At 43.9% G+C, this 18,222-nt stretch carries 17 protein-coding genes and 1 pseudogene; 11 read left to right on the plus strand and 7 right to left on the minus strand.

Annotated features, from left to right (window positions below; all coding sequences use genetic code 11):
• Positions 1-154 precede the first annotated feature (154 nt).
• From QWZ04_RS15850 to QWZ04_RS15870, 5 genes and pseudogenes are all read right to left on the minus strand, one after another.
• Positions 155-496: a DUF3316 domain-containing protein gene (locus QWZ04_RS15850; RefSeq protein ID WP_290329226.1), complete on the minus strand. Its 342-nt coding sequence runs from the start codon at positions 494-496 to the stop codon at positions 155-157.
• Positions 497-689: 193 nt separating this feature from the next.
• Positions 690-1,877 carry a mannose-6-phosphate isomerase, class I gene (gene manA / locus QWZ04_RS15855; RefSeq protein ID WP_290329228.1) on the minus strand — a complete coding sequence of 396 codons (1,188 nt, stop codon included), beginning with the start codon at positions 1,875-1,877 and terminating at the stop codon, positions 690-692.
• Positions 1,878-1,891: 14 nt separating this feature from the next.
• Positions 1,892-3,034, minus strand: a complete 1,143-nt coding sequence (locus QWZ04_RS15860; RefSeq protein ID WP_290329230.1) for a glycerate kinase — start codon at positions 3,032-3,034, stop codon at positions 1,892-1,894.
• Between the two features lie 44 nt (positions 3,035-3,078).
• A complete protein-coding gene (gene mngB, locus QWZ04_RS15865; protein WP_290329231.1) occupies positions 3,079-5,718 on the minus strand; it encodes a mannosylglycerate hydrolase in 2,640 nt (879 codons plus the stop codon).
• 160 nt (positions 5,719-5,878) lie between these two features.
• A pseudogene (locus QWZ04_RS15870) lies at positions 5,879-6,355 on the minus strand (fructose PTS transporter subunit IIA); the annotation flags it as partial.
• A 262-nt stretch (positions 6,356-6,617) separates the two neighbouring features.
• On the opposite strand from QWZ04_RS15870, the gene QWZ04_RS15875 reads away from it, so the two are divergent.
• The 3 genes from QWZ04_RS15875 (at position 6,618) to QWZ04_RS15885 (ending at position 10,148) form a co-directional block, all read left to right on the plus strand.
• Entirely contained in the window at positions 6,618-7,361 is a 744-nt protein-coding gene (locus tag QWZ04_RS15875) for a GntR family transcriptional regulator (protein ID WP_290329232.1), read from the plus strand.
• Positions 7,362-7,592: 231 nt separating this feature from the next.
• Entirely contained in the window at positions 7,593-9,215 is a 1,623-nt protein-coding gene (locus tag QWZ04_RS15880; RefSeq protein WP_290329233.1) for a PTS fructose transporter subunit IIC, read from the plus strand.
• A gap of 216 nt (positions 9,216-9,431) precedes the next feature.
• Positions 9,432-10,148 (plus strand): GntR family transcriptional regulator, encoded by a 717-nt coding sequence (locus tag QWZ04_RS15885; RefSeq protein ID WP_290329234.1) that lies wholly within the window; start codon positions 9,432-9,434, stop codon positions 10,146-10,148.
• A gap of 205 nt (positions 10,149-10,353) precedes the next feature.
• Here the strand turns inward: QWZ04_RS15885 and QWZ04_RS15890 are convergent, their stop codons facing one another.
• The gene (locus tag QWZ04_RS15890) at positions 10,354-10,944 is read right to left on the minus strand and encodes a beta-phosphoglucomutase family hydrolase (RefSeq protein WP_290329236.1); all 591 of its coding nucleotides are present in this window, start codon (positions 10,942-10,944) and stop codon (positions 10,354-10,356) included.
• Positions 10,945-11,129: 185 nt separating this feature from the next.
• Here QWZ04_RS15890 and arfB point away from each other — a divergent pair, with 185 nt between their 5' ends.
• The 4 genes from arfB to QWZ04_RS15910 all read left to right on the plus strand — a co-directional run bounded on the left by arfB (position 11,130) and on the right by QWZ04_RS15910 (position 12,770).
• Complete coding sequence (arfB, locus tag QWZ04_RS15895) at positions 11,130-11,543, plus strand: alternative ribosome rescue aminoacyl-tRNA hydrolase ArfB (protein ID WP_102525483.1); 414 nt, start codon at positions 11,130-11,132, stop codon at positions 11,541-11,543.
• Positions 11,544-11,687: 144 nt separating this feature from the next.
• Complete coding sequence (locus QWZ04_RS15900) at positions 11,688-12,044, plus strand: hypothetical protein (RefSeq protein ID WP_290329238.1); 357 nt, start codon at positions 11,688-11,690, stop codon at positions 12,042-12,044.
• Positions 12,045-12,052: 8 nt separating this feature from the next.
• Positions 12,053-12,397: a hypothetical protein gene (locus tag QWZ04_RS15905; RefSeq protein WP_290329240.1), complete on the plus strand. Its 345-nt coding sequence runs from the start codon at positions 12,053-12,055 to the stop codon at positions 12,395-12,397.
• A 58-nt stretch (positions 12,398-12,455) separates the two neighbouring features.
• Positions 12,456-12,770 (plus strand): hypothetical protein, encoded by a 315-nt coding sequence (locus QWZ04_RS15910; RefSeq protein WP_290329241.1) that lies wholly within the window; start codon positions 12,456-12,458, stop codon positions 12,768-12,770.
• A gap of 90 nt (positions 12,771-12,860) precedes the next feature.
• Here QWZ04_RS15910 and QWZ04_RS15915 read toward each other — a convergent pair whose 3' ends face one another.
• The gene (locus QWZ04_RS15915; RefSeq protein WP_290329485.1) at positions 12,861-14,678 is read right to left on the minus strand and encodes a PhoX family protein; all 1,818 of its coding nucleotides are present in this window, start codon (positions 14,676-14,678) and stop codon (positions 12,861-12,863) included.
• 437 nt (positions 14,679-15,115) lie between these two features.
• On the opposite strand from QWZ04_RS15915, the gene QWZ04_RS15920 reads away from it, so the two are divergent.
• The 4 genes from QWZ04_RS15920 (at position 15,116) to QWZ04_RS15935 (ending at position 18,106) form a co-directional block, all read left to right on the plus strand.
• Positions 15,116-15,517 (plus strand): hypothetical protein, encoded by a 402-nt coding sequence (locus QWZ04_RS15920; RefSeq protein WP_290329243.1) that lies wholly within the window; start codon positions 15,116-15,118, stop codon positions 15,515-15,517.
• A gap of 30 nt (positions 15,518-15,547) precedes the next feature.
• Positions 15,548-16,345 carry a class I SAM-dependent methyltransferase gene (locus QWZ04_RS15925; RefSeq protein ID WP_290329244.1) on the plus strand — a complete coding sequence of 266 codons (798 nt, stop codon included), beginning with the start codon at positions 15,548-15,550 and terminating at the stop codon, positions 16,343-16,345.
• Between the two features lie 74 nt (positions 16,346-16,419).
• Positions 16,420-16,611, plus strand: a complete 192-nt coding sequence (locus QWZ04_RS15930) for a YwbE family protein (RefSeq protein ID WP_290329245.1) — start codon at positions 16,420-16,422, stop codon at positions 16,609-16,611.
• A 307-nt stretch (positions 16,612-16,918) separates the two neighbouring features.
• Entirely contained in the window at positions 16,919-18,106 is a 1,188-nt protein-coding gene (locus tag QWZ04_RS15935) for a DUF3103 domain-containing protein (RefSeq protein WP_290329247.1), read from the plus strand.
• The last annotated feature ends 116 nt before the right edge of the window (positions 18,107-18,222 follow it).

An 18,222-nucleotide genomic window follows, 5' to 3' on the forward strand; every position in this document is an offset into this window, starting at 1 on the left:
AAATAAAATTTCAAATTAAACCGCGATTAAGGGCTTGAGTAACCGGATTTCTTGCGACCATTCTCTATTCTAAGAAGAACATGACCATCCTTGGCCATCTTCACCAATGAACGCTTGCGGCTACGTTAAGTAACAGCTAACTCGTTCCTAGTAATTAGCTATTGTCTCTTTCTGCATAGTGGTAATCGATATTCACTATCGCACGGTAAGCAATAATGCCACGCTCTGGAGAGTATTCTTCTACTTTCACTTCCATTTCATCAACGCCAACGCTGTTGTGAACGATGTCGGTATTGACTAGGCCAAGTTTGAACGCTTGCTCTTGAGAGGTCATCTGATTTACGGCTTCAATTTGTGAATAACCTGCGCTGTAAGCTTGGTCTTTGGTTTGATAACCATCGGTTGCTATATCAGTGCTGCCATTCAAATTATTCGTTGATGCGAAAGCCGTTGAGCTGATAAGTGCCGTTGCTGCAATAATAAGTAGTCTATTCATAATAATCTCGCTTTTCGTTATGTGTTCCGACAAGATTTATATTACCGACAATTATGTAAAGTACTGTCACCCTTACGTAAAGCAATGCAAAGTTAACCCCAGCGCAAAGTCAATTCACTGACAGTGTGAAGTCACGGTTAGATCCCACCGCTTCCGTGCGGTTTGGTGCTATTTCTCCGACGTCACAGAACTATTAGTTATAAGCACGAGCGAGAATCGCATTCCCTTTATATTGGTAAACATGAGCATCATTGCTGATGAATACCGATTCGCCAGCTTTAAGAGTCCTAGTCTGTCCCTTTGAAGTTAGCACCGCCTCCCCCTCCACACAGAGCAGAATTTCAGCACTGCGCAAATATTGTACGCTGCTAACTTCTGTTGCCGTAAGAATATCAAAACCAAAATCATCAACCGGAATTGGGTAACTCGCCTTCCCCTCTTTTAAAACAGGCTTAAGACGTATATCTTCCAATTTTATTGGTTCAAAAATAGTGTTATCAATCAGTTCTGGCACATCAATGTATTTAGGCGTGAGTCCTGCACGAAGTACGTTATCCGAATTGGCCATTATCTCAAGGCCGGTACCTTGAACATAGGCATGAGGTGTTTCCGCAAATAGAAACATTGCTTCGCCAGGTGCAAGCTCCACCGTGTTAAGCATAAATGGCGCAAAAAGACCTATATCGCCTGGATAGTGCTTTTTAAAATCCATGCTGTATTGCAGTGCTTCTCGCCCCTGCGCAGTTTTAGCTGGCCTCTCATAGGCCGCGTATAACTCTTCTAAGGCCCTGATTTTACGCTCTCCCTCTAAGGACATAATGGTCGTAAAAAACGCTTTTAGAGCGTCACTTCCTGCATCTGTTTTAAGCAAAGTTAACGCATTAGCCAGCGAAGGGATTTGAACTTCTTCAAACAGAGCAACAATGTCCGCAATTGGACGAAAACCATTCATCGCCTTGTAGAACGTCAATGCATAAACCAACTCAGGCTTGTGATTTGGGTCTTTATAATTACGATTTGAAGCATTGAGTGCGATTCCTTGAGCATTCTCTTGATGAAAACCGACTTCTGAGTTTTGCTTGTTCGGATGAACCTGAATGGATAGCGGGGTTTCGGCAGCAAGCACCTTAAAAAGGAAGGGTAATTCACCAAAACGTGCTGCGGTATAATCGCCCAATACTTGTGTTTTGTTTTCTTCAATTATGTGTGAAAGCAGCTCTCCTGATTCACTCACTTTGGAGCATCCATTTGGGTGCGCCCCCATCCAGATCTCTGCTTGTGGTTCTTGGTTAGGGTTGGCAATGCCAAACAGTTTCTGGATAGAATCTACACTGCCCCATGCGTAGTTTTGAATCACGTTGTCGAGCTTATAAAGAGACATTGCTATTTCTCACCTTAATCTGAAATTTTTGAACCAAGCTTTAACGTGGCTGCGATGTTACGAGCCGTGCGAGTAAGATTGCTATTCGCTTCTGCTAATACTTGTTGTAAAGGCTGTGGTGAACGAACCGTTGCAAAGGTACTGATGATAGTGCCATAGAGTTCATCGATTTCCTGACCTAATGATCCTGCAATACCAATCGTTGGGATACCTTTAGATTGCGCTCTTTTCGCTATACCAAAAGGCGTTTTACCTTGCAGGGTTTGATTATCCATTTGACCTTCACCGGTGATCACAAGATCTGCGCCTTGCAACACGGTATCTGCATCAAGGGCATCCAACACCATCTCAATACCTTGCTTGATCTGAATCTCAAATATCAGGGATAGCCCCATCGGTGTGCCACCAGCGGCACCAAACCCTGATGACATTGCATGATTGACGGAGGTTTGCTTAGCACTCACCGCCGCAAAGTGTGCAATGGCATTATCGAGCGATTTTACTAATTCTGGCGACGCCCCTTTTTGAGGCCCAAATACATGGCTAGCACCCTGTTCACCTATCAGTGGATTTGCAACATCACATGCAACAATAAACTCCACCTCTTTGCTTCGAGGATGAATATTCGACAAATCTATCTGAGCGATATCCGCCAGCACGGCACCGCCAAAAGGAAGTTCATTGCCTTGGCTATCAAGCAGTTTTGCCCCCATTGCCTGTACAATACCCGCACCAGCGTCATTGGTTGCACTACCGCCAAGACCAAGCAGAATCTTAGTTACGCCAAGGTTTAACGCTTCATTGATCAGCTCGCCAGTTCCATAGCTCGTCGTTATCGCTGGGTTACGTTGCTCGGGAGAAATGAGGTCCAATCCGGACGCTGCGGCAAATTCGATCAACGCAGTTTGACCCTTGTCTAAAAGCGCCCACTTTGCATCGACCAACTCACCCAAAGGCCCAGTCACCTGAGATTGTCGAACTTCGCCATCTAGCCCTTGTAGCAAGACGTCAACCGTACCTTCACCACCATCAGCTAGGGGTAAGTGGATATAATCCGCATGAGGAAACACCTCAGAAAACCCCGCTTCAATACATTCACACACTTGCTTAGCGGACAGTGATTCTTTAAATGAATCAGGAGCAATTACAATCTTCATCGTCTTTTACCTAATCCGCCCGGCAATGCGGGCGGATACATTGATTAAAACTCAATCTGGAATGATTTAGCTTGGCAAGGCATAAGTGTACCGAAAGATTGTGCACGTTCGACTGTATCTAGAGTGCGCTCATCCAGACTGACTTTTTCCCAAGCCGTGATGGTTTTAGCAAACTCAATGCCATCTTCGATATCTCCCTGCTCTGCTGGATTATAGACACGAACGATTAACGCATCTCTATCTTCTGCTTTCTTCAATACGCTCAGTACAGCGCCTTTTTGCTCTTTCTTTAGTAAAGAGTAAGTAAGCGGCTTATCTTGTACCCCAACATTTAGCTTCATTGCATTATACGGGATCTTGTTATAGCACTGGATTGGGGTCACATTATCACGCGCTTCGGCCATAATATTGGCGTCAATGTGGTTGCCTGAGAATCCAAATAGAGCAAATTCACACACGATTTTACCGCGAGTCTGAGAGTCTGGTGTTGGGATCTTAATGCCCGATGGACGACCCGGACGAAGGAGTAAATTTTCTTTACCCAGAACACCGACACCTCGCACTAGAGTGAGAGCAAAAGTATCTCGTTCTTCATTTTTCTTTGAAGAGATCACTTCAAACTCACGCAATCCGTTGGTCATCAACGCAATGCCACCAGTTTGATTCTCAACCGCAGCAAAGTTCATTAGCTGATACACTGGCACTGGTGCTTCTTTCCATTTTTCCTCTTCCCAAACGGCCATCGCTGGATCGTTGGTTGGACGAGTAATGAGGCCAAACTGATTATCCGCGACAACATTTTCAGAGACGAACGGCGTTGGCACGAGAACACGAATACGGTGGTCGTCAGCTTGATTATCGAGTTCCATGCGGATCTCAATACGACGTGACCCTTGTTTAAGCACAACTTGACAATCCACATCGACAAAGCCGTTTTGGCCGGAACGATCTTCTCGCTCTTGTAGGTTGGCAGGAACGTTCATTCGCAGCGAAATATGAGCGACTGACTGAAAACCTTCGTGCTTGATGCTGGTCTGCGCTTTAAACTCATCGGAGTACAGTAGCCACTCTTGACGAGAAGGCGAATAGTCATACTCATCACCATCGTCCGAACCATCTTCAATGCGCAGCACTTGATCAAACGTCATCTCGGTGTCTTTATCAAATACGGTGAGTGTGCCGTTATCATTAACATTAATGCGATAGAATTCGTTCTCTAGGAGATGATCTTTTTGAGAGGCCACTTTTACATTACCTTTCTCATTCCCCTGTACGTGCAAAGTCGTGAAACCCATCGCCGGTACTGAGTGCTTAACTTGAATGTCATACTCAATGAAAGGGTCATAGTTGCCGTAGTGAACAATTTGACGATCGATCTTACCTGGGTCAATGATGCGTTGATCTTGGATGAAGTAGTCAACAGCATTTCCGTTGTCATCAAACAAATTAAACTGTTCTGCACGGATGGTAATGGTGGTGTTAATTACTTCTTCACGCTCATACGGAGACAGGTTGAAGAAAGCCAATTTGTCGCAACCTTCTCTCGCGGGCATATGGTCAACGATTTTACGTTGATAGAAATTAATAAGGTTGGTTGCCATGTCGTCCGCTAGGATATAGCGGTTGAGGATTTCAGCATGAACCTTATCGCTACAGCAACAGCCAATTGAGTCGTGAGCATGGTTCTTCATACTCTCTTTCCACATCTTTTCAATCAAGCCGTGGTGGTACTCAAAACCTAATGACCATGCAATCGAGGCCAGTGGTTCAAGGATGTTTACTATCTTGTTCTCTACCTCAGCATGGATCAGTTTGATGTCCATACGAGTGGAAGATATGGTGCGGTGGACGCGCATGTACTTCCCGTCGTTAAACTCTCCTTTCACCGTATCGAGGTTGCTACGCTCTTCACGAACGCGTTCAAACACCTCCTCAAAACGGCTCATCGTAAACTCACGTTCTGGGTAGATTTCACGTAACTTATCCATCACCTCAAAAATGTCTTTTTGGATAGGCATCTGGTCATGACCATTAGGTAACAAAATGTCTTTAGTAACGGACGGTTTTTCTAAAACGGGGAAATATTTGTCAAGTCGAGCACGTAGACCTTCCTCATCTTGAGGTAGGTATTTACCAATGGCGTAACCAAGAGGAAGTACTTGCGCTAATACTTCTGACCCATCATTCGATTGCCAGACAAATTCGGTTTTATCGGTACCGTGACGCTCAGAACACCCCCGCCAAAACATAGTAGTATCGATGCCGAAACCATTATAAATCATAGGTAATTGAGAGCTCATCGAGAACGAATCTGGCAGATAACCAATTTTCATGGGTTCTCCCAACTCAAGGCAGTCGCGCAGGCCATACATCATATTACGGACGATAGACTCACCAGATACCTGCATAGTGTCCGTTTGCGAATACCAAGGACCGACAATCAACTTACCGGCTTCAGCTAATGCTTTTACTCGCTTTTTGTTCTCAGGCTTGATGGCGAAGTAATCTTCAAGAACGGCTGTCTGACCATCAAGAACGTAGTATTTGTATTCTGGATCACTCTCCAGACGTTGCATGATCTCTTCCATGTTGTTCACAAGTAGAATTCGAGACTCTTCCGTTGTGAAATACCATTCACGATCCCAATGCATATGTGGCGTGATATGAACGCGTGATGTAATCATTTTTTGTACCTTTAAAGACGGTTAGCTGTGCGACCTAAATTGACTTGTAGCCTTGGATTAGCGCTGCGGGTTGTTAGCCAAATACCTTGGACATAATCGAACTCAAGAACCCTTTTTTCTCAGGTGTTGGCTTTTCAACGTTTGGCTGCTGTAGAGCGACTTCTGGTTTGGCGATAGGCTCGTGCTCATCATTAAGTAATGCAAAGATTTCCTCAGCGGTGGTGGCCTTTAGAACCGCTTCACGCACATCATCATCCACTAGCGTGCTGGTTAGCTCGGTAAGCAATTGCATATGAGTTGAACCTGCTTCAGCATTTGGAATAGCAATCAAGAAGATAAGGTTTACATCTTCTTCTTCATCAATGCCTTGCCATTTAAGGTCTTGGGTAAGCGTTGCAACCGCAAACGCCGCTTCTTTTACCGCATCGGTTTTACCGTGTGGAACCGCAAGACCTTCACCGAGAGCCGTAGCGCCATGCTCTTCACGCTCAAATACCGCTTGCAGATATTCGGCCTTATCGTGAAGCTTTCCTTGTTGATGTAACTGTTCAGCTAGAGTTTCAATAGCCGCATCACGGCTTTTAAAAGTTGTTCGAAGGTTAATAAGTGATGCGTTAGTAAGAGTTGTAAGATTCATAGTGTTCGCCCCGTGTTCACATTGATCTGTATTGTCTGTTTAGTTGCCTTCAATAATACCAATCAAATACAAATAAACCATGACCAAGATCTCATAAGTGTCACAATATGTATTAAAATAGCCTTAATAAGCACTATTTGTATCTTTATTGAATTGTTATCTGCTTAAATATTAGTATCATCGTTGGCAAGGTGTGTGAGCATTCGCTCGACGAAAGCAACCATATTGGCTTAAAAAGATTATGTAACCTTCTGGGGATAAGATGACAAGATTACCTATGTATCGAAGAATTGCTGACGCGATCAGAGAAAAGATAAGCCATGGTGTTTACAAGGTCGGTGAAGCGCTCCCAACTGAAGCTCAACTTAGAGAAGAGTTCTCCGTTAGCCGTGTCACCGTGCGCCAAGCACTTAAGTTGCTGACAGAAAATGAGGAACTCGAAAGCATTCAAGGCAGTGGAACGTACGTCAAAGAAAGTAAAATCAACTACAACATTTACCAACAAAGTAGCTTTGCAGAGAAGTGGGCGCACTTAGAAGGCGTCACCCATAGTGACGTGCTGTCATTTAAGGTGAAATCAGCTTCGCTAACGATGGCAGAACATTTAGACATTAATGAGGGAGAGCAGATTTTCTATGTTATGCGAGTACGCTTTCTGGACGATATAGCCATAGCAGTTGAAGAGACATGGATGCCAACAAAGCTCTTTCCTGATCTTAGCTATCAAGTCATGCAGGGTTCTAAATACAGTTATATTGAGAAGCAAAAAGGCATGGTGATAGACAGAAGCGAACAAGAAATTGTTCCTGTACTAGCAGCAAAAGACGTGGCCACACTGCTAGGCATCGATCCAGCAATGCCCGTTATTGAAAAACGCACGCGAGGCTATCTTCACGACGATACCGTTTTTGAATACAGTCGAAACTATTTTACTACCAACAACTATAGATTTACGCTTACATCAAAACGCCAAAGTGAAAACACACCTTATCTTAGCGCTATTTGACGACTAAACTTAATACAAGAGTAGTCAACTTAAACCATTAATTTTCAGCTAGGTCGTTCTCACATCTAATTTTGCACTTATTTGTTACAATCAAAAATAACACCAATTTGATACAAATAATACAACTTGTGATTTTTGTCACAGCCAAACAAAACAAATTAGGCGAGTATATAATCATTGAGCGGACCATACAGTGCTCAAATGACTAGAGACGACGCAAAGGAGCAACAGATGAAAATCTTAGCGATTACAGCATGTACTGCCGGTGTAGCCCACACCTACATGGCAGCCAAGAATTTAGAGAAAAAAGCAATCGCTCGCGGTTGGGAAATTAAGGTAGAAAAACAAGGTGCAAATGGCCTTGATGGCAAAATAACAGCACAAGACGTTGCTGAAGCTGACGGTATAATCTACGCCGTAGATGTTGGCGTCGTCGAAGCCGAGCGCTTTGAAGGCCTAACTTCTGTTCACGGTAAAGTCAAAGACGGCATCAAGGCTGCCGATGACATGCTGGATGCGCTTGAAGAGAAGATCAAAGCAGGCGGATCCAAAGCAACAACCACTGCTGCAAACAAATTTGCAGAGGAAGAAGAGAGCAACGACAACATGATCGTTAGCTTTTTAAAACTTTGGTATAAAGGCGCCCTATCAGGCGTATCGCACATCATCCCTCTTGTTATAATCGGTGGTCTTTGTGTAGGTTTACTTAACCTATTCTTCGGCTACGATTACACCCACCTTTATGACGAAGCGATACTGGTAGAGTACACCGGCAAAACCTATGTTGATCTTGGCATTATCAATGCTTCAGAAGGGTTAGCCAACAGTGAAATCAGTGCCATTAAGAAAGAAGTTTATGCTGCAATTGCTGAGCCAGAAGCTAAGGCCCAATTTGAGTCTTCGTTCCAAGGCATTGCTCACTTCCTTTATTACAGTACGTTAAAAGCTTTCAATCCATTGTTAATCTGTGTGCTGGCTGCATTTACAGCTTACGGCATGGTTGGTAAGCCGGGACTCGCCCCAGGTTTTGTCGGTGGTTTCGTCGCTGTCGGTGGTAGTTTTGGTAAAATTTCAATCGTCACTGGCGGTTTCCTAGGCGGCTTGGTAGCGGGCGCTGCAGCGGCAATGTTTGTGATGCTGGTGCGACAAATCAAAGTGCCGCAAGTACTTGAATCCGTCAAGATGATCATCATCACACCGCTATTAGCCGGTATTGCAACCTTACTCTTTATGTATGCAGGCCCTGGCAAGTTTTTCGCTCTTCTTAACTCAGGCCTAGTTGATTGGCTAACGTCAATGGGTACCGGCAACCTACTGGTTCTTGGTTTCATTCTTGGCGCTATGGCATGTTTCGATATGGGTGGCCCGGTGAACAAAGCGGCGTACTTGTTCTGTATCGGCGTAGGTACAAGTGGTGACTTCGCTGGCGATGCATCTATCTTCTATGCAGCCTTTACTGCGGCTAAATGTATTCCTGGTATGTCTCTTGGGATCATGTCGGTTGTCTTCAAACGCTTCTTTGACAAAGAAGACCGCTTGGCTGGCCCATCAACCGCTATCTTAGGTTTCTGTGGGATTACTGAAGGCGCGATCCCTTACGCTGTAAAAGATCCAATGCGCATCATCCCAGCTCATATGATTGGTGGTGGTATTGCTGCAGGTTTAATTCTTTCATCAAAAATTACTATTGGCACCGTTGCAGGTGGCGCAGTATTCATGCTACCAGTAATTGGCAACCCTACGGCTTGGCTAGCTTACTTCGTCATTGGCATTGCAGTCTCTATGGCACTGACCATCGGATTAAAAATGGTCGCACAACACAAAGAGAAGAAGCTCTCTACCGCTAAAGCATAAGACTAATTTAAACTAACAACGCTCCAAAAACTCCAAGTATCCCCCGCTTGGAGTTTTTTTTGCTTGCACACTGTCAAGTTCATCATAAATGTATTATCTGTTAGATCATTCTAAAACCATTTCTTGTACTCACAGCTTTAATTCGTATTATTTACCTTTGTCGGTGGTCACAGAGTTGTTATCATCAATCTCTCTTGTATTAATTTCGAGGTTTTCATGGCAAGACTGCCCCTGTATCGCAAAATAGCTGACGCCATTCGAGAAAAAATTAGCAGCAAGATTTATAAAGTAGGTGAATCCCTCCCAACAGAGGCGCAGCTATGCGAAGAGTTCTCTGCCAGCCGTGTAACCGTTAGACAAGCACTGAAATTGCTAATCGAAAACGAAGAACTAGAAAGCATTCAGGGTAGCGGCACGTATGTATTAGAAAGCAAAGTTAATTACGACATCTATCAACAGAGTAGCTTTGCCGAAAAATGGGCACATTTAGATGCCGTAACACATAGTGATGTCATTGCTTTTGAAATTCAATCAGCCTCGCTGACGATGGCAGAGCACCTAGATATTTCTGAAGGCCAGCGTATATTCTACGTGAAGCGTGTACGTTTTTTAGATGAAAACCCGATCACTGTGGAAGAGACTTGGATGCCGGTTGAGATGTTCCCTGACCTCACCTACCAAGTTATGCAAGGTTCAAAATATGAATACATAGAAAAGCAAAAGCGGTTAGTTATAGATAGAAGTGAGCAAGAACTTGTGCCTATTCTGCCTTCAGAAGATATTGCCGAGAAGTTAGGCATTAGCCCAACAGATCCTATTATTGAAAAACGTACTCGTGGTTACTTACTGGGCGATATCGTGTTTGAGTATAGCCGCAACTATTTTACTACCAATGGATACAAATTCACTTTAGTTTCAAAACGACAACATTAAACTTTATTTGTATAACACGTGAGCTATTAATAAGCCGAAGCCAATACTTAAACTAATACCTGATACCTAAAGTGGCTAACGTTAATCAAGCGGTGCACCTCTGCTGGACAAACCATGCTCATCACGCTACAGATTGCAAAAAGCCCCTTACACGCCAAAACGTTAAGGAGCTTTTTAAGTTGAGGCTATTCTCTATTTGGCTATTCTAAACCGGATAAAACACCAGCTCATCCCCCTCTACCATAATACAGTCCATACCTGCTGCGTGCGCTGCACTTTTGCCTAATGCCGTATCTTCAAACACCACACATTGCTTGGCGGAAAGCCCTAGCTTTTCTGCCGCTAATAAAAAGGTATCGGGTGCTGGTTTGTGGTTTTCTACATCACAAGCGGTTACAACGGCATCGAGTAAAGGCAGTAGATTTCGACCTTCTAATAAACGGGAAGCACTTTGGCTCATGCTGCCAGTGCCGACGGCTATTTTCTTCTTGCCTTGATATTGGTTCAAGATTTCATTTGTCGATGGGATCAACTCACCAAAATCTTTAATATCCGCAAAGAGCGCCATTTTCTTCGCAGCGACGGTTTTTGCATCGTGATTCAAACCATAACGTTTGTTCATTTCTAGTAGAATTTTACCACTCGGCATCCCGCCCATGCTATGGACCCAATCCCGATCAAACGGAATATCGAAATACGCCGCGGCTTGTGCCCATGCATCTAAGTGAGATGGCATCGTATCGATTAAGGTGCCATCCATGTCAAAAATCAAACCTTGGTAACGAGATAAATCCAAACTGCTTCTCCTAAAATCGAGCCAACGGCCGCTATGGTGGGTACGCTAATATTATGAGTAACGCTAATCAGAGTGCCACAATTTTCCACTCTCGCCTATTCAAAGGCGTAGGTTACTTTCTCAATGCTGTGTAATAAGGTAAGGTGTCGCCCTAAAATAGGTTATCGTAAACGATGAGTGGCTTAATGCTGAAGATTTCAAACAATGTTGAACTGGCCGACTGGGAAATCACCCTAACGGCAATTCGTGCTCAAGGTGCTGGCGGACAAAACGTCAATAAAGTATCCAGTGCCATTCATCTACGTTTTGATATTGCCCATTCAACCCTACCCGACTTCTATAAAGAACGCTTACTGGCACTGAAAGATTCTCGCGTAACGAAAGAAGGCGTGATCATCATTAAAGCTCAGCAATTTAGAACGCAAGAACAAAACCGAGAAGATGCTCTTAACCGCTTACGAGAGCTGATCGTCGGTGCCACTCAAGTACAAAAAAAACGCCGAGACACTAAGCCAAGCAGAAACTCACAACGTAAACGCATGGATAAGAAAACTCAGCGTGGCCAAACTAAACAAATGCGCGGCAAAGTGCAAATGTAACTCACACCATTCAATACGCCCCCATACAAACCTTATCGATATCAATACAAAGCCTTACAAAACACTGTTCAAAATAATGCTACCTTATTATCACTATCTAATATTCGGATGCGCCACCTGATCCGAACTTACTAAGGTAACTAAATGAAAAGACTCATACTGGGCTGCTTATTAACCTTGTCTTTTACTACGAGTGCTACCACATTCACAGAGCAAGAAAAACATGATATTGATGCGCTGGATGCTCAAACAACACTGGTTACTCAGCTCCGTGCTCGCTGTACTGAAGCAAAGCTAGCCAAAAGTGCTGACCTCGAAGCGACGTGTAAGGAATACGCAGATCAAGCCGAAATATTTGGTTTAGAGGTACTAAAATACAATGAAGACTCAAGCTCGGCAGTATCCAAATACGTTAACTCATTAAGTGAGCATGAGTTGAAGATATTTAAGGCGATAAGTCAGTTTATGATTGAATTGGAAATCCACCAAACAGACCTATAGAGCCCACTATGCCGATTGAATTAACAGTAACGATTGCAGGCTACCTACTTTTACTCGGACTAGCGGTATGTGCATCACTAAAACAAGACGACTTCCACTGGCAAGATCTGCTTGCTCCATTTTCTTCATTGTTACTGTGGGCAGGCTTAACAAGTATCGGCTATGGCGCCCAAAGCCTAGCAAATCTGATAGAAATCCCTATTTTGGTTTCAGTTATGCTGATCGCCTATTGGTTACGAATACTGTTTGTATCAACATTGGGGATGTTACGTATGGGCCCATACTGTTTATTTTACTCTGGCTTGTTCCTAGCCGGCGCGCTGAGAACCTTAATGCCCCTCATCCCAGAATAAACACGCACTGGTTCTATCATCCTTTCAATTTTAGTTATTTTACTGGAGTACGATTCCCATGCGCTCTTTCGCACTATTATTCGCATTATTCGCGACTGGCTGCACAAGCCAAATTTTGAGCACGCAAGAGCATGTTGAAGCCTATTATGGCTCACCTATTTCATCAGCTCAGCAACTATATTTAACGCCAAGTCATCAATCCATCAGCTTTTGGGACTCCAAGGTATTCGCTTGGACAGAACAACAAACCGAGCATGACAACGGTGATATTACCCACTCGTTTAGCAACCCTTATAAAGACTGCACCATCGAATGGACAGCCGACCCAAAAGGCATGATAAAAAACGGTAATTACCGTGGAGAAAACTGTTAGCCATCAACACCACAACTAAAAAGCCCTCAGTCGCATTCGAGCGCAACTGAGGGCTAATTTGGACGCGTTAAGATTCGGCTACATCACGCTTTATGCGCCGATAACGCCGCCGTCTTCACGGGTGATCATCATGACTGACGAGCGTGGAATTTTGTTTCCACCTTCAGGGAAATGTGATGGCGCGAGTTCTTCACCTGGGTGTTGCACACCAATGAACATAGTTTTGTAATCCGCAGAGAACGTAAGCCCCGTGATCTCACAAGCGATTGGTCCTGTTAAGAAGCGACGAATTTCCCCAGTTTGAGGGTCGCTGCACAGCATTTGGTTGTTGCCCATTCCTGCAAAGTCCCCTTGATTCGAGTATTTGCCGTCGGTTTGAATCCATAAGCGACCCGCTCTATCAAACCCGATGCCGTCTGGGCTGTTGAACATATTGTCTTTATTGACGTTGTCTGTACCCGCCATCAAACCACTGTGTACGTCTGGGTTGCCAGCCATCACATAGATATCCCACTCAAACGTGCCTTTACTGTGGTCTGCATTGGTTGGACGCCAGCGCACAATATGACCATATGGGTTTTTAACGCGAGGGTTAACAGGGTTAAGTGGTTGAGATTCTTTAACACCGCGATATTTGTTGTTCGTCAGGGTACAAAACACCGATTTGTTGTCTGGATGTACTGCGACCCATTCAGGGCGGTCCATCGTTGTAGCGCCAACTTGTGTCGCTGCTTGGCGAGCAAAAATCATCACTGCCGCTTGGTCTTTAAAGCCGTTTTCAGGCGTTAACCCATTCTTACCCCAAGACAATTCCAACCACTCACCCGTACCGCTGATTTCGCCCTCAGTACCCGTAAATTTCGCGACAAATAGAGTACCGTCTTCAAGTAAGTCTCGGTTAGAGTCTGCACCGGCGATGTATTTGTTTTTCGAAACAAACTTGTAAAGATGCTCACCACGTTCGTCATCACCTAGATACACAACAGCGTGGCCATCACCATTAATCAGCAATGCCGCATTCTCATGCTTAAAACGACCTAGCGCACTGCGTTTTTTCGGCTTCGATGTTGGGTTCATTGGGTCAATTTCAACAACCCAGCCAAAACGATGAGGTTCATTAGGGTTTTTCGCCATGTCGAAGCGCTCATCGTGCTTAAACCAGTCGTAGCCCCAGTCTTCTTCCGACAGACCATATCGCTTATAGGTTTCGCCCAATTCTGTTTCTTCTGACGCTGCGAAATAGCCGTTAAAGTTCTCTTCACAAGTCAGGTATGTGCCCCAAGGCGTTAGACCGTTTGCGCAGTTATTAAACGTACCCAAAATCGCTTTGCCCGATGGGTCTTCCGCTGTTTTTAATAAATCATGGCCAGCAGCAGGCCCTGTCATTTCCATTTGGCTGTAAGCCGTAATACGACGGTTCAATCGACCATCGATATTCGTTTCCCATTTGCCATTTTGTTTCTTCAATTCAATGATTGAAACACCATGCGCAGCTTGCGCTTTGCGCACATCGTCGGCATTTATATTGTCACCTTGGTGCGCGTACAGATATTCGTTATTGGTGTATTCATTGTTCACCGCAAGCACAGCTCTATCATTCGATAGAGGAAAGAACGTCATACCATCATTGTTATCACCAAACTGTCGCTCTTGAGCATAAGAGTTATTGTTTTGGTTAAACTCAGGTGCGCTTTTTAATACCGCATCACCCCAAGATATCAACACATCCGCTTGGTAGCCTTTTGGCACTGTCACCGTGTCAGCAGTCGAAATTGGAAGCGCTTCAAAACCCAATAAATTTGAATGACTCGGCATGCCTTTAGCCATTGCTTGGCTTAATGGGCTAGCAGCAAAAAAACCAACCGTTCCCGCAGCGCCACTGGCTTTTAAGAACTTACGACGGGACATGGCTGATTCTACAAAACGGTTAAATTCAGGTTCTTGATCGAGCGTACGTTGATCTTCACTTTTGAATAGCTTCACAGTGCGTTCCTTTGTCTGACTTTTTATTGTGTTAGTTAATGAGTAACGACTTTTTATAAGCGAACACACTAGTTTAATAACATGTCAAACACACTACAGTTTCACGACAGTTCCATTTCAAACATCTAACTTAACTTAGATCATCCAATTTAATCATTAAAATTAAGGATTTAGTGTTAATTAAATGTAAGTGACAACGATAGGGGATAGAAAGGCCCTCAAATAATTACAAAGATGATACGTTAATCACACATTCCCATGATGAATATGTTTACCACCTATACAATCAAGATTACAAATGAGCTAGCATGCATATTCATACACTCTCAGACCATGAACTGAGAGCCTGACCAGAGGGCAACATGTTAAAACAATCTGACTTCATGATTAATCAACATGAGTTTCACTTTAAGAAAGACGCGTACCCAATCTCAAAAATTAATAACGTCCGAGTAAAGAACATCTCACTGTTAGATAACGCATACCAAATCTTATTTTGGTTAGTGGTATTTTCTGGCGCGCTCTGGTGGGCAAGCCCCATCTTTGATTCCTTCCCATTTTGGTGGGAAGTCATACTTTATGGTTTTACCGGTTTAGGATTTATTTTTGCCCTTTTAAGGTGTGCTCGCTTCGCATTGCAAATTGAATTTAGGCACATTGATGAAACAGGCATTCAGTGGATAAATGTCACTAAATCCTACTCAAAAAAAGACGCGGCGCTATTCAGAAAACAAGTTGAACAGTTAAGACAAAAATTAGCCTAACACGCAAATTTCATAAAAAGGGAAATCGCAATGCAAGAACTCATCGATCAATATACAGGTGTTGATGAAGATAACCGCCTAACTCGACAACGTATTACTCAAATAGAATTTGATACCACAATGCACGTATTGGCCGAGTATCTACACCCACACGTCAACGTACTAGAACAAGGCGCCGCTACAGGCCGGTACTCTCTGAATTTTGCCAAAATGGGCTGCATCACAACCGCCGTTGAATTAGCCCCCGAGCAAGTAGAGATTTTAAAACAAAAAGCCAATCAGCAAGCCCTAACACTTTCGATTCACCAAGGCGATGCATGTTCCATTCCCTTCGTTGAAAGTGATTCTCAAGACGTTTGCGTTGTTTTGGGGCCGCTTTATCACCTACAAACACAAGAGCAACGTGATCAAGCACTTACAGAAGCTTATCGAGTCTTAAAACCTAACGGTATTTTAGCGATTGCGTATATCTCTCGATATTTTGTTGCCGGGATGTTTGCTCAGCAAGAGCCTGAACTGATTACACCAGAAGTGCTTAGCACGCTACTTGAATCTGGCTTGGTTCCAAGTCAATTAGCCGACAGCTTTTTTAACGTTGGCTATTTTGCAACTCCGTCTGAAATTGAACAGCTGGTCGAAACGCATCAATTTACCACTCTGCGCCATGTATCCACGGACGGCTTTGGACGTTACATCTCGTCAGGAATCAATAATTTTACTGAAGAGCAATATCAAACATGGCTTCAATACCATTTAAAAACCTGCGACGAGCCCTCTCTTTTAGGTTCAAGTAACCACGGTTTGGTAATAGCGAAAAAAACAGCGTAACTCGGTTCACGTAATTCGACGAAACACTCGATACCGTGTATCTTCTCGCTACATTAAACAGCAAGGTAAAAAGCATGAGTGGAACCAATAGAGCTGATATTCACCCTGGGATAGAAGTGCAAATCGTACTTAAAAAAGACCAACGCACAGGAACGCTGACTTCTGGTATCGTCAAAGATCTTTTAACCAAGTCCCCGACTCACCCTCATGGCATCAAAGTTCGCCTTGAGAGCGGTGATGTAGGCCGGGTTAAGGTCATTAAGTAGCGGAGAAAGGCAATGAATCTCGCGCAGCTTCATTGCCTGCTTACGTCAGAAATAACGAACAAAAATGAACTTTACAGACAATTTTTTCCGCCCTTTTGCCCACATGAATCGCGCCTGCGAACTGAAATAAACAACGCCTATCTTTAGCTTTTATTAAATTATGACTTGCTAACGTGTTTTTTGACTCTCTGAGCATTTTTTATAAATTCCATTTTTGAGCCATATATAGAAGTTAAACTAAGTGCTACCATCGATAAGGTAGAGCAATAACTCTACGTTAATTGATAACAACGTTAAGGGTGAAAATATGAAAAAAATAATACCCATGGTTTTAATGCTAAATTTTGCGCTAATTGGCTGCCAATCTGAAACCGATACCAAAACCAGCGACTTTTCCGCCATGAAAGCAGAGGCCATTACACAGGCCAAACGCGATCTCGCCAAACAACTGAGTGAAAGCTACAGCAACATTGAAAACTCGCTAAAAACGTCGATTTCTGAACAGCAACTCAACGTGCCTTTGTCTGCCTTGCTAGCGTCGGAGCCAAACTCTGAATTCAGTCAGGCAATGGCAATGACCGATACCGAGATCCGCAGTATCAAAGGCATTGATCAGTTCGCTGATGAGCTATTAGAGTTAAGGCTTGCCGATGGTTCAATGGTGAAAGACTGGAAAGACGGTCAAAGCCCACTGTTTGCATTTGAACCAAAAGGTGATGATGAATCTTGGCTATACATTGAAGCGTACGATGTGTACGGACAACTGCATCAATTAAGCGTTGATGAAATGCCAGATGTGCCAGTATTGGTCGTAGACAGCAACAGCGAAAAAGAGCTAAAAGCAGGCCTTAAAGCGATGCGAGCAGAGATGGTGAGCTTAGGCCAAGATACCCTACTTGAGTCTCCATCTGATGGGCAAATCGCCGCGATGAATAGCGCTTTTTCTACCATGTCGGCACCCGCAGCCCCACTTTCTACCACCGCTTTAAAGAAAATTAGACTGGCCGACGACCAAGAACCTTGGATCTCTGGTAAAGCAGAAGTCTATGCGATTGTCACTGGTGTTAACCCAAGCCGCGATAAGCCGACCATCGATCTCGTCGAGATGCCATACCTTGATTATGATAAGAAAGATTACTACCCGAACCAAATCATGATCCACTGGGCCCGTTACCGTTGGGGAGCTGCAGATATTATTCTAATGGAGCAAGATGATGGTACCGACTATAAAGAACTGGCTTCTTTATTAGTGCAGGTAGCGGAAGAAGTGTTAAAAGCGATCCCAGATCCAGAAGTACAAGCTTACGCCGTGATCCCACAGATCACCAACAAGCTGATTCAGGCTATCCCTGATGGCGTATTAGTTAACGATGATGACCATGTTGATGTGTTCTATACCTTACAACAAGACACACCCTACATCGATCACCCTGGAGCAGGCGGTAACGCAGTCGCAACCTTTGAGCCGCTGACGATAAACCCATCCAGGCCATAAAAACCCAGCCTGAACATAGTCATGTTAGTAACATGACTTAAATGACAAAAGTGCGCCAATGCAGATTGGCGCATTTAATGAAAAGTGCTGGATAATATTGCACATATTATGACGAA

Source organism: Vibrio tapetis subsp. quintayensis, assembly GCF_030409945.1.
Classification (GTDB): domain Bacteria; phylum Pseudomonadota; class Gammaproteobacteria; order Enterobacterales; family Vibrionaceae; genus Vibrio; species Vibrio quintayensis.

Excerpts from the sequence above, each read along its gene's own strand:
- QWZ04_RS15850 (WP_290329226.1), bottom strand. The coding sequence starts at position 496 with ATGAATAGACTACTTATTATTGCAGCAACGGCACTTATCAGCTCAACG.
- manA (WP_290329228.1), bottom strand. The coding sequence starts at position 1,877 with ATGTCTCTTTATAAGCTCGACAACGTGATTCAAAACTACGCATGGGGC.
- QWZ04_RS15860 (WP_290329230.1), bottom strand. The coding sequence starts at position 3,034 with ATGAAGATTGTAATTGCTCCTGATTCATTTAAAGAATCACTGTCCGCT.
- mngB (WP_290329231.1), bottom strand. The coding sequence starts at position 5,718 with ATGATTACATCACGCGTTCATATCACGCCACATATGCATTGGGATCGT.
- QWZ04_RS15875 (WP_290329232.1), top strand. The coding sequence starts at position 6,618 with ATGACAAGATTACCTATGTATCGAAGAATTGCTGACGCGATCAGAGAA.
- QWZ04_RS15880 (WP_290329233.1), top strand. The coding sequence starts at position 7,593 with ATGAAAATCTTAGCGATTACAGCATGTACTGCCGGTGTAGCCCACACC.
- QWZ04_RS15885 (WP_290329234.1), top strand. The coding sequence starts at position 9,432 with ATGGCAAGACTGCCCCTGTATCGCAAAATAGCTGACGCCATTCGAGAA.
- arfB (WP_102525483.1), top strand. The coding sequence starts at position 11,130 with ATGCTGAAGATTTCAAACAATGTTGAACTGGCCGACTGGGAAATCACC.
- QWZ04_RS15900 (WP_290329238.1), top strand. The coding sequence starts at position 11,688 with ATGAAAAGACTCATACTGGGCTGCTTATTAACCTTGTCTTTTACTACG.
- QWZ04_RS15905 (WP_290329240.1), top strand. The coding sequence starts at position 12,053 with ATGCCGATTGAATTAACAGTAACGATTGCAGGCTACCTACTTTTACTC.
- QWZ04_RS15910 (WP_290329241.1), top strand. The coding sequence starts at position 12,456 with ATGCGCTCTTTCGCACTATTATTCGCATTATTCGCGACTGGCTGCACA.
- QWZ04_RS15915 (WP_290329485.1), bottom strand. The coding sequence starts at position 14,678 with ATGTCCCGTCGTAAGTTCTTAAAAGCCAGTGGCGCTGCGGGAACGGTT.
- QWZ04_RS15920 (WP_290329243.1), top strand. The coding sequence starts at position 15,116 with ATGTTAAAACAATCTGACTTCATGATTAATCAACATGAGTTTCACTTT.
- QWZ04_RS15925 (WP_290329244.1), top strand. The coding sequence starts at position 15,548 with ATGCAAGAACTCATCGATCAATATACAGGTGTTGATGAAGATAACCGC.
- QWZ04_RS15930 (WP_290329245.1), top strand. The coding sequence starts at position 16,420 with ATGAGTGGAACCAATAGAGCTGATATTCACCCTGGGATAGAAGTGCAA.
- QWZ04_RS15935 (WP_290329247.1), top strand. The coding sequence starts at position 16,919 with ATGAAAAAAATAATACCCATGGTTTTAATGCTAAATTTTGCGCTAATT.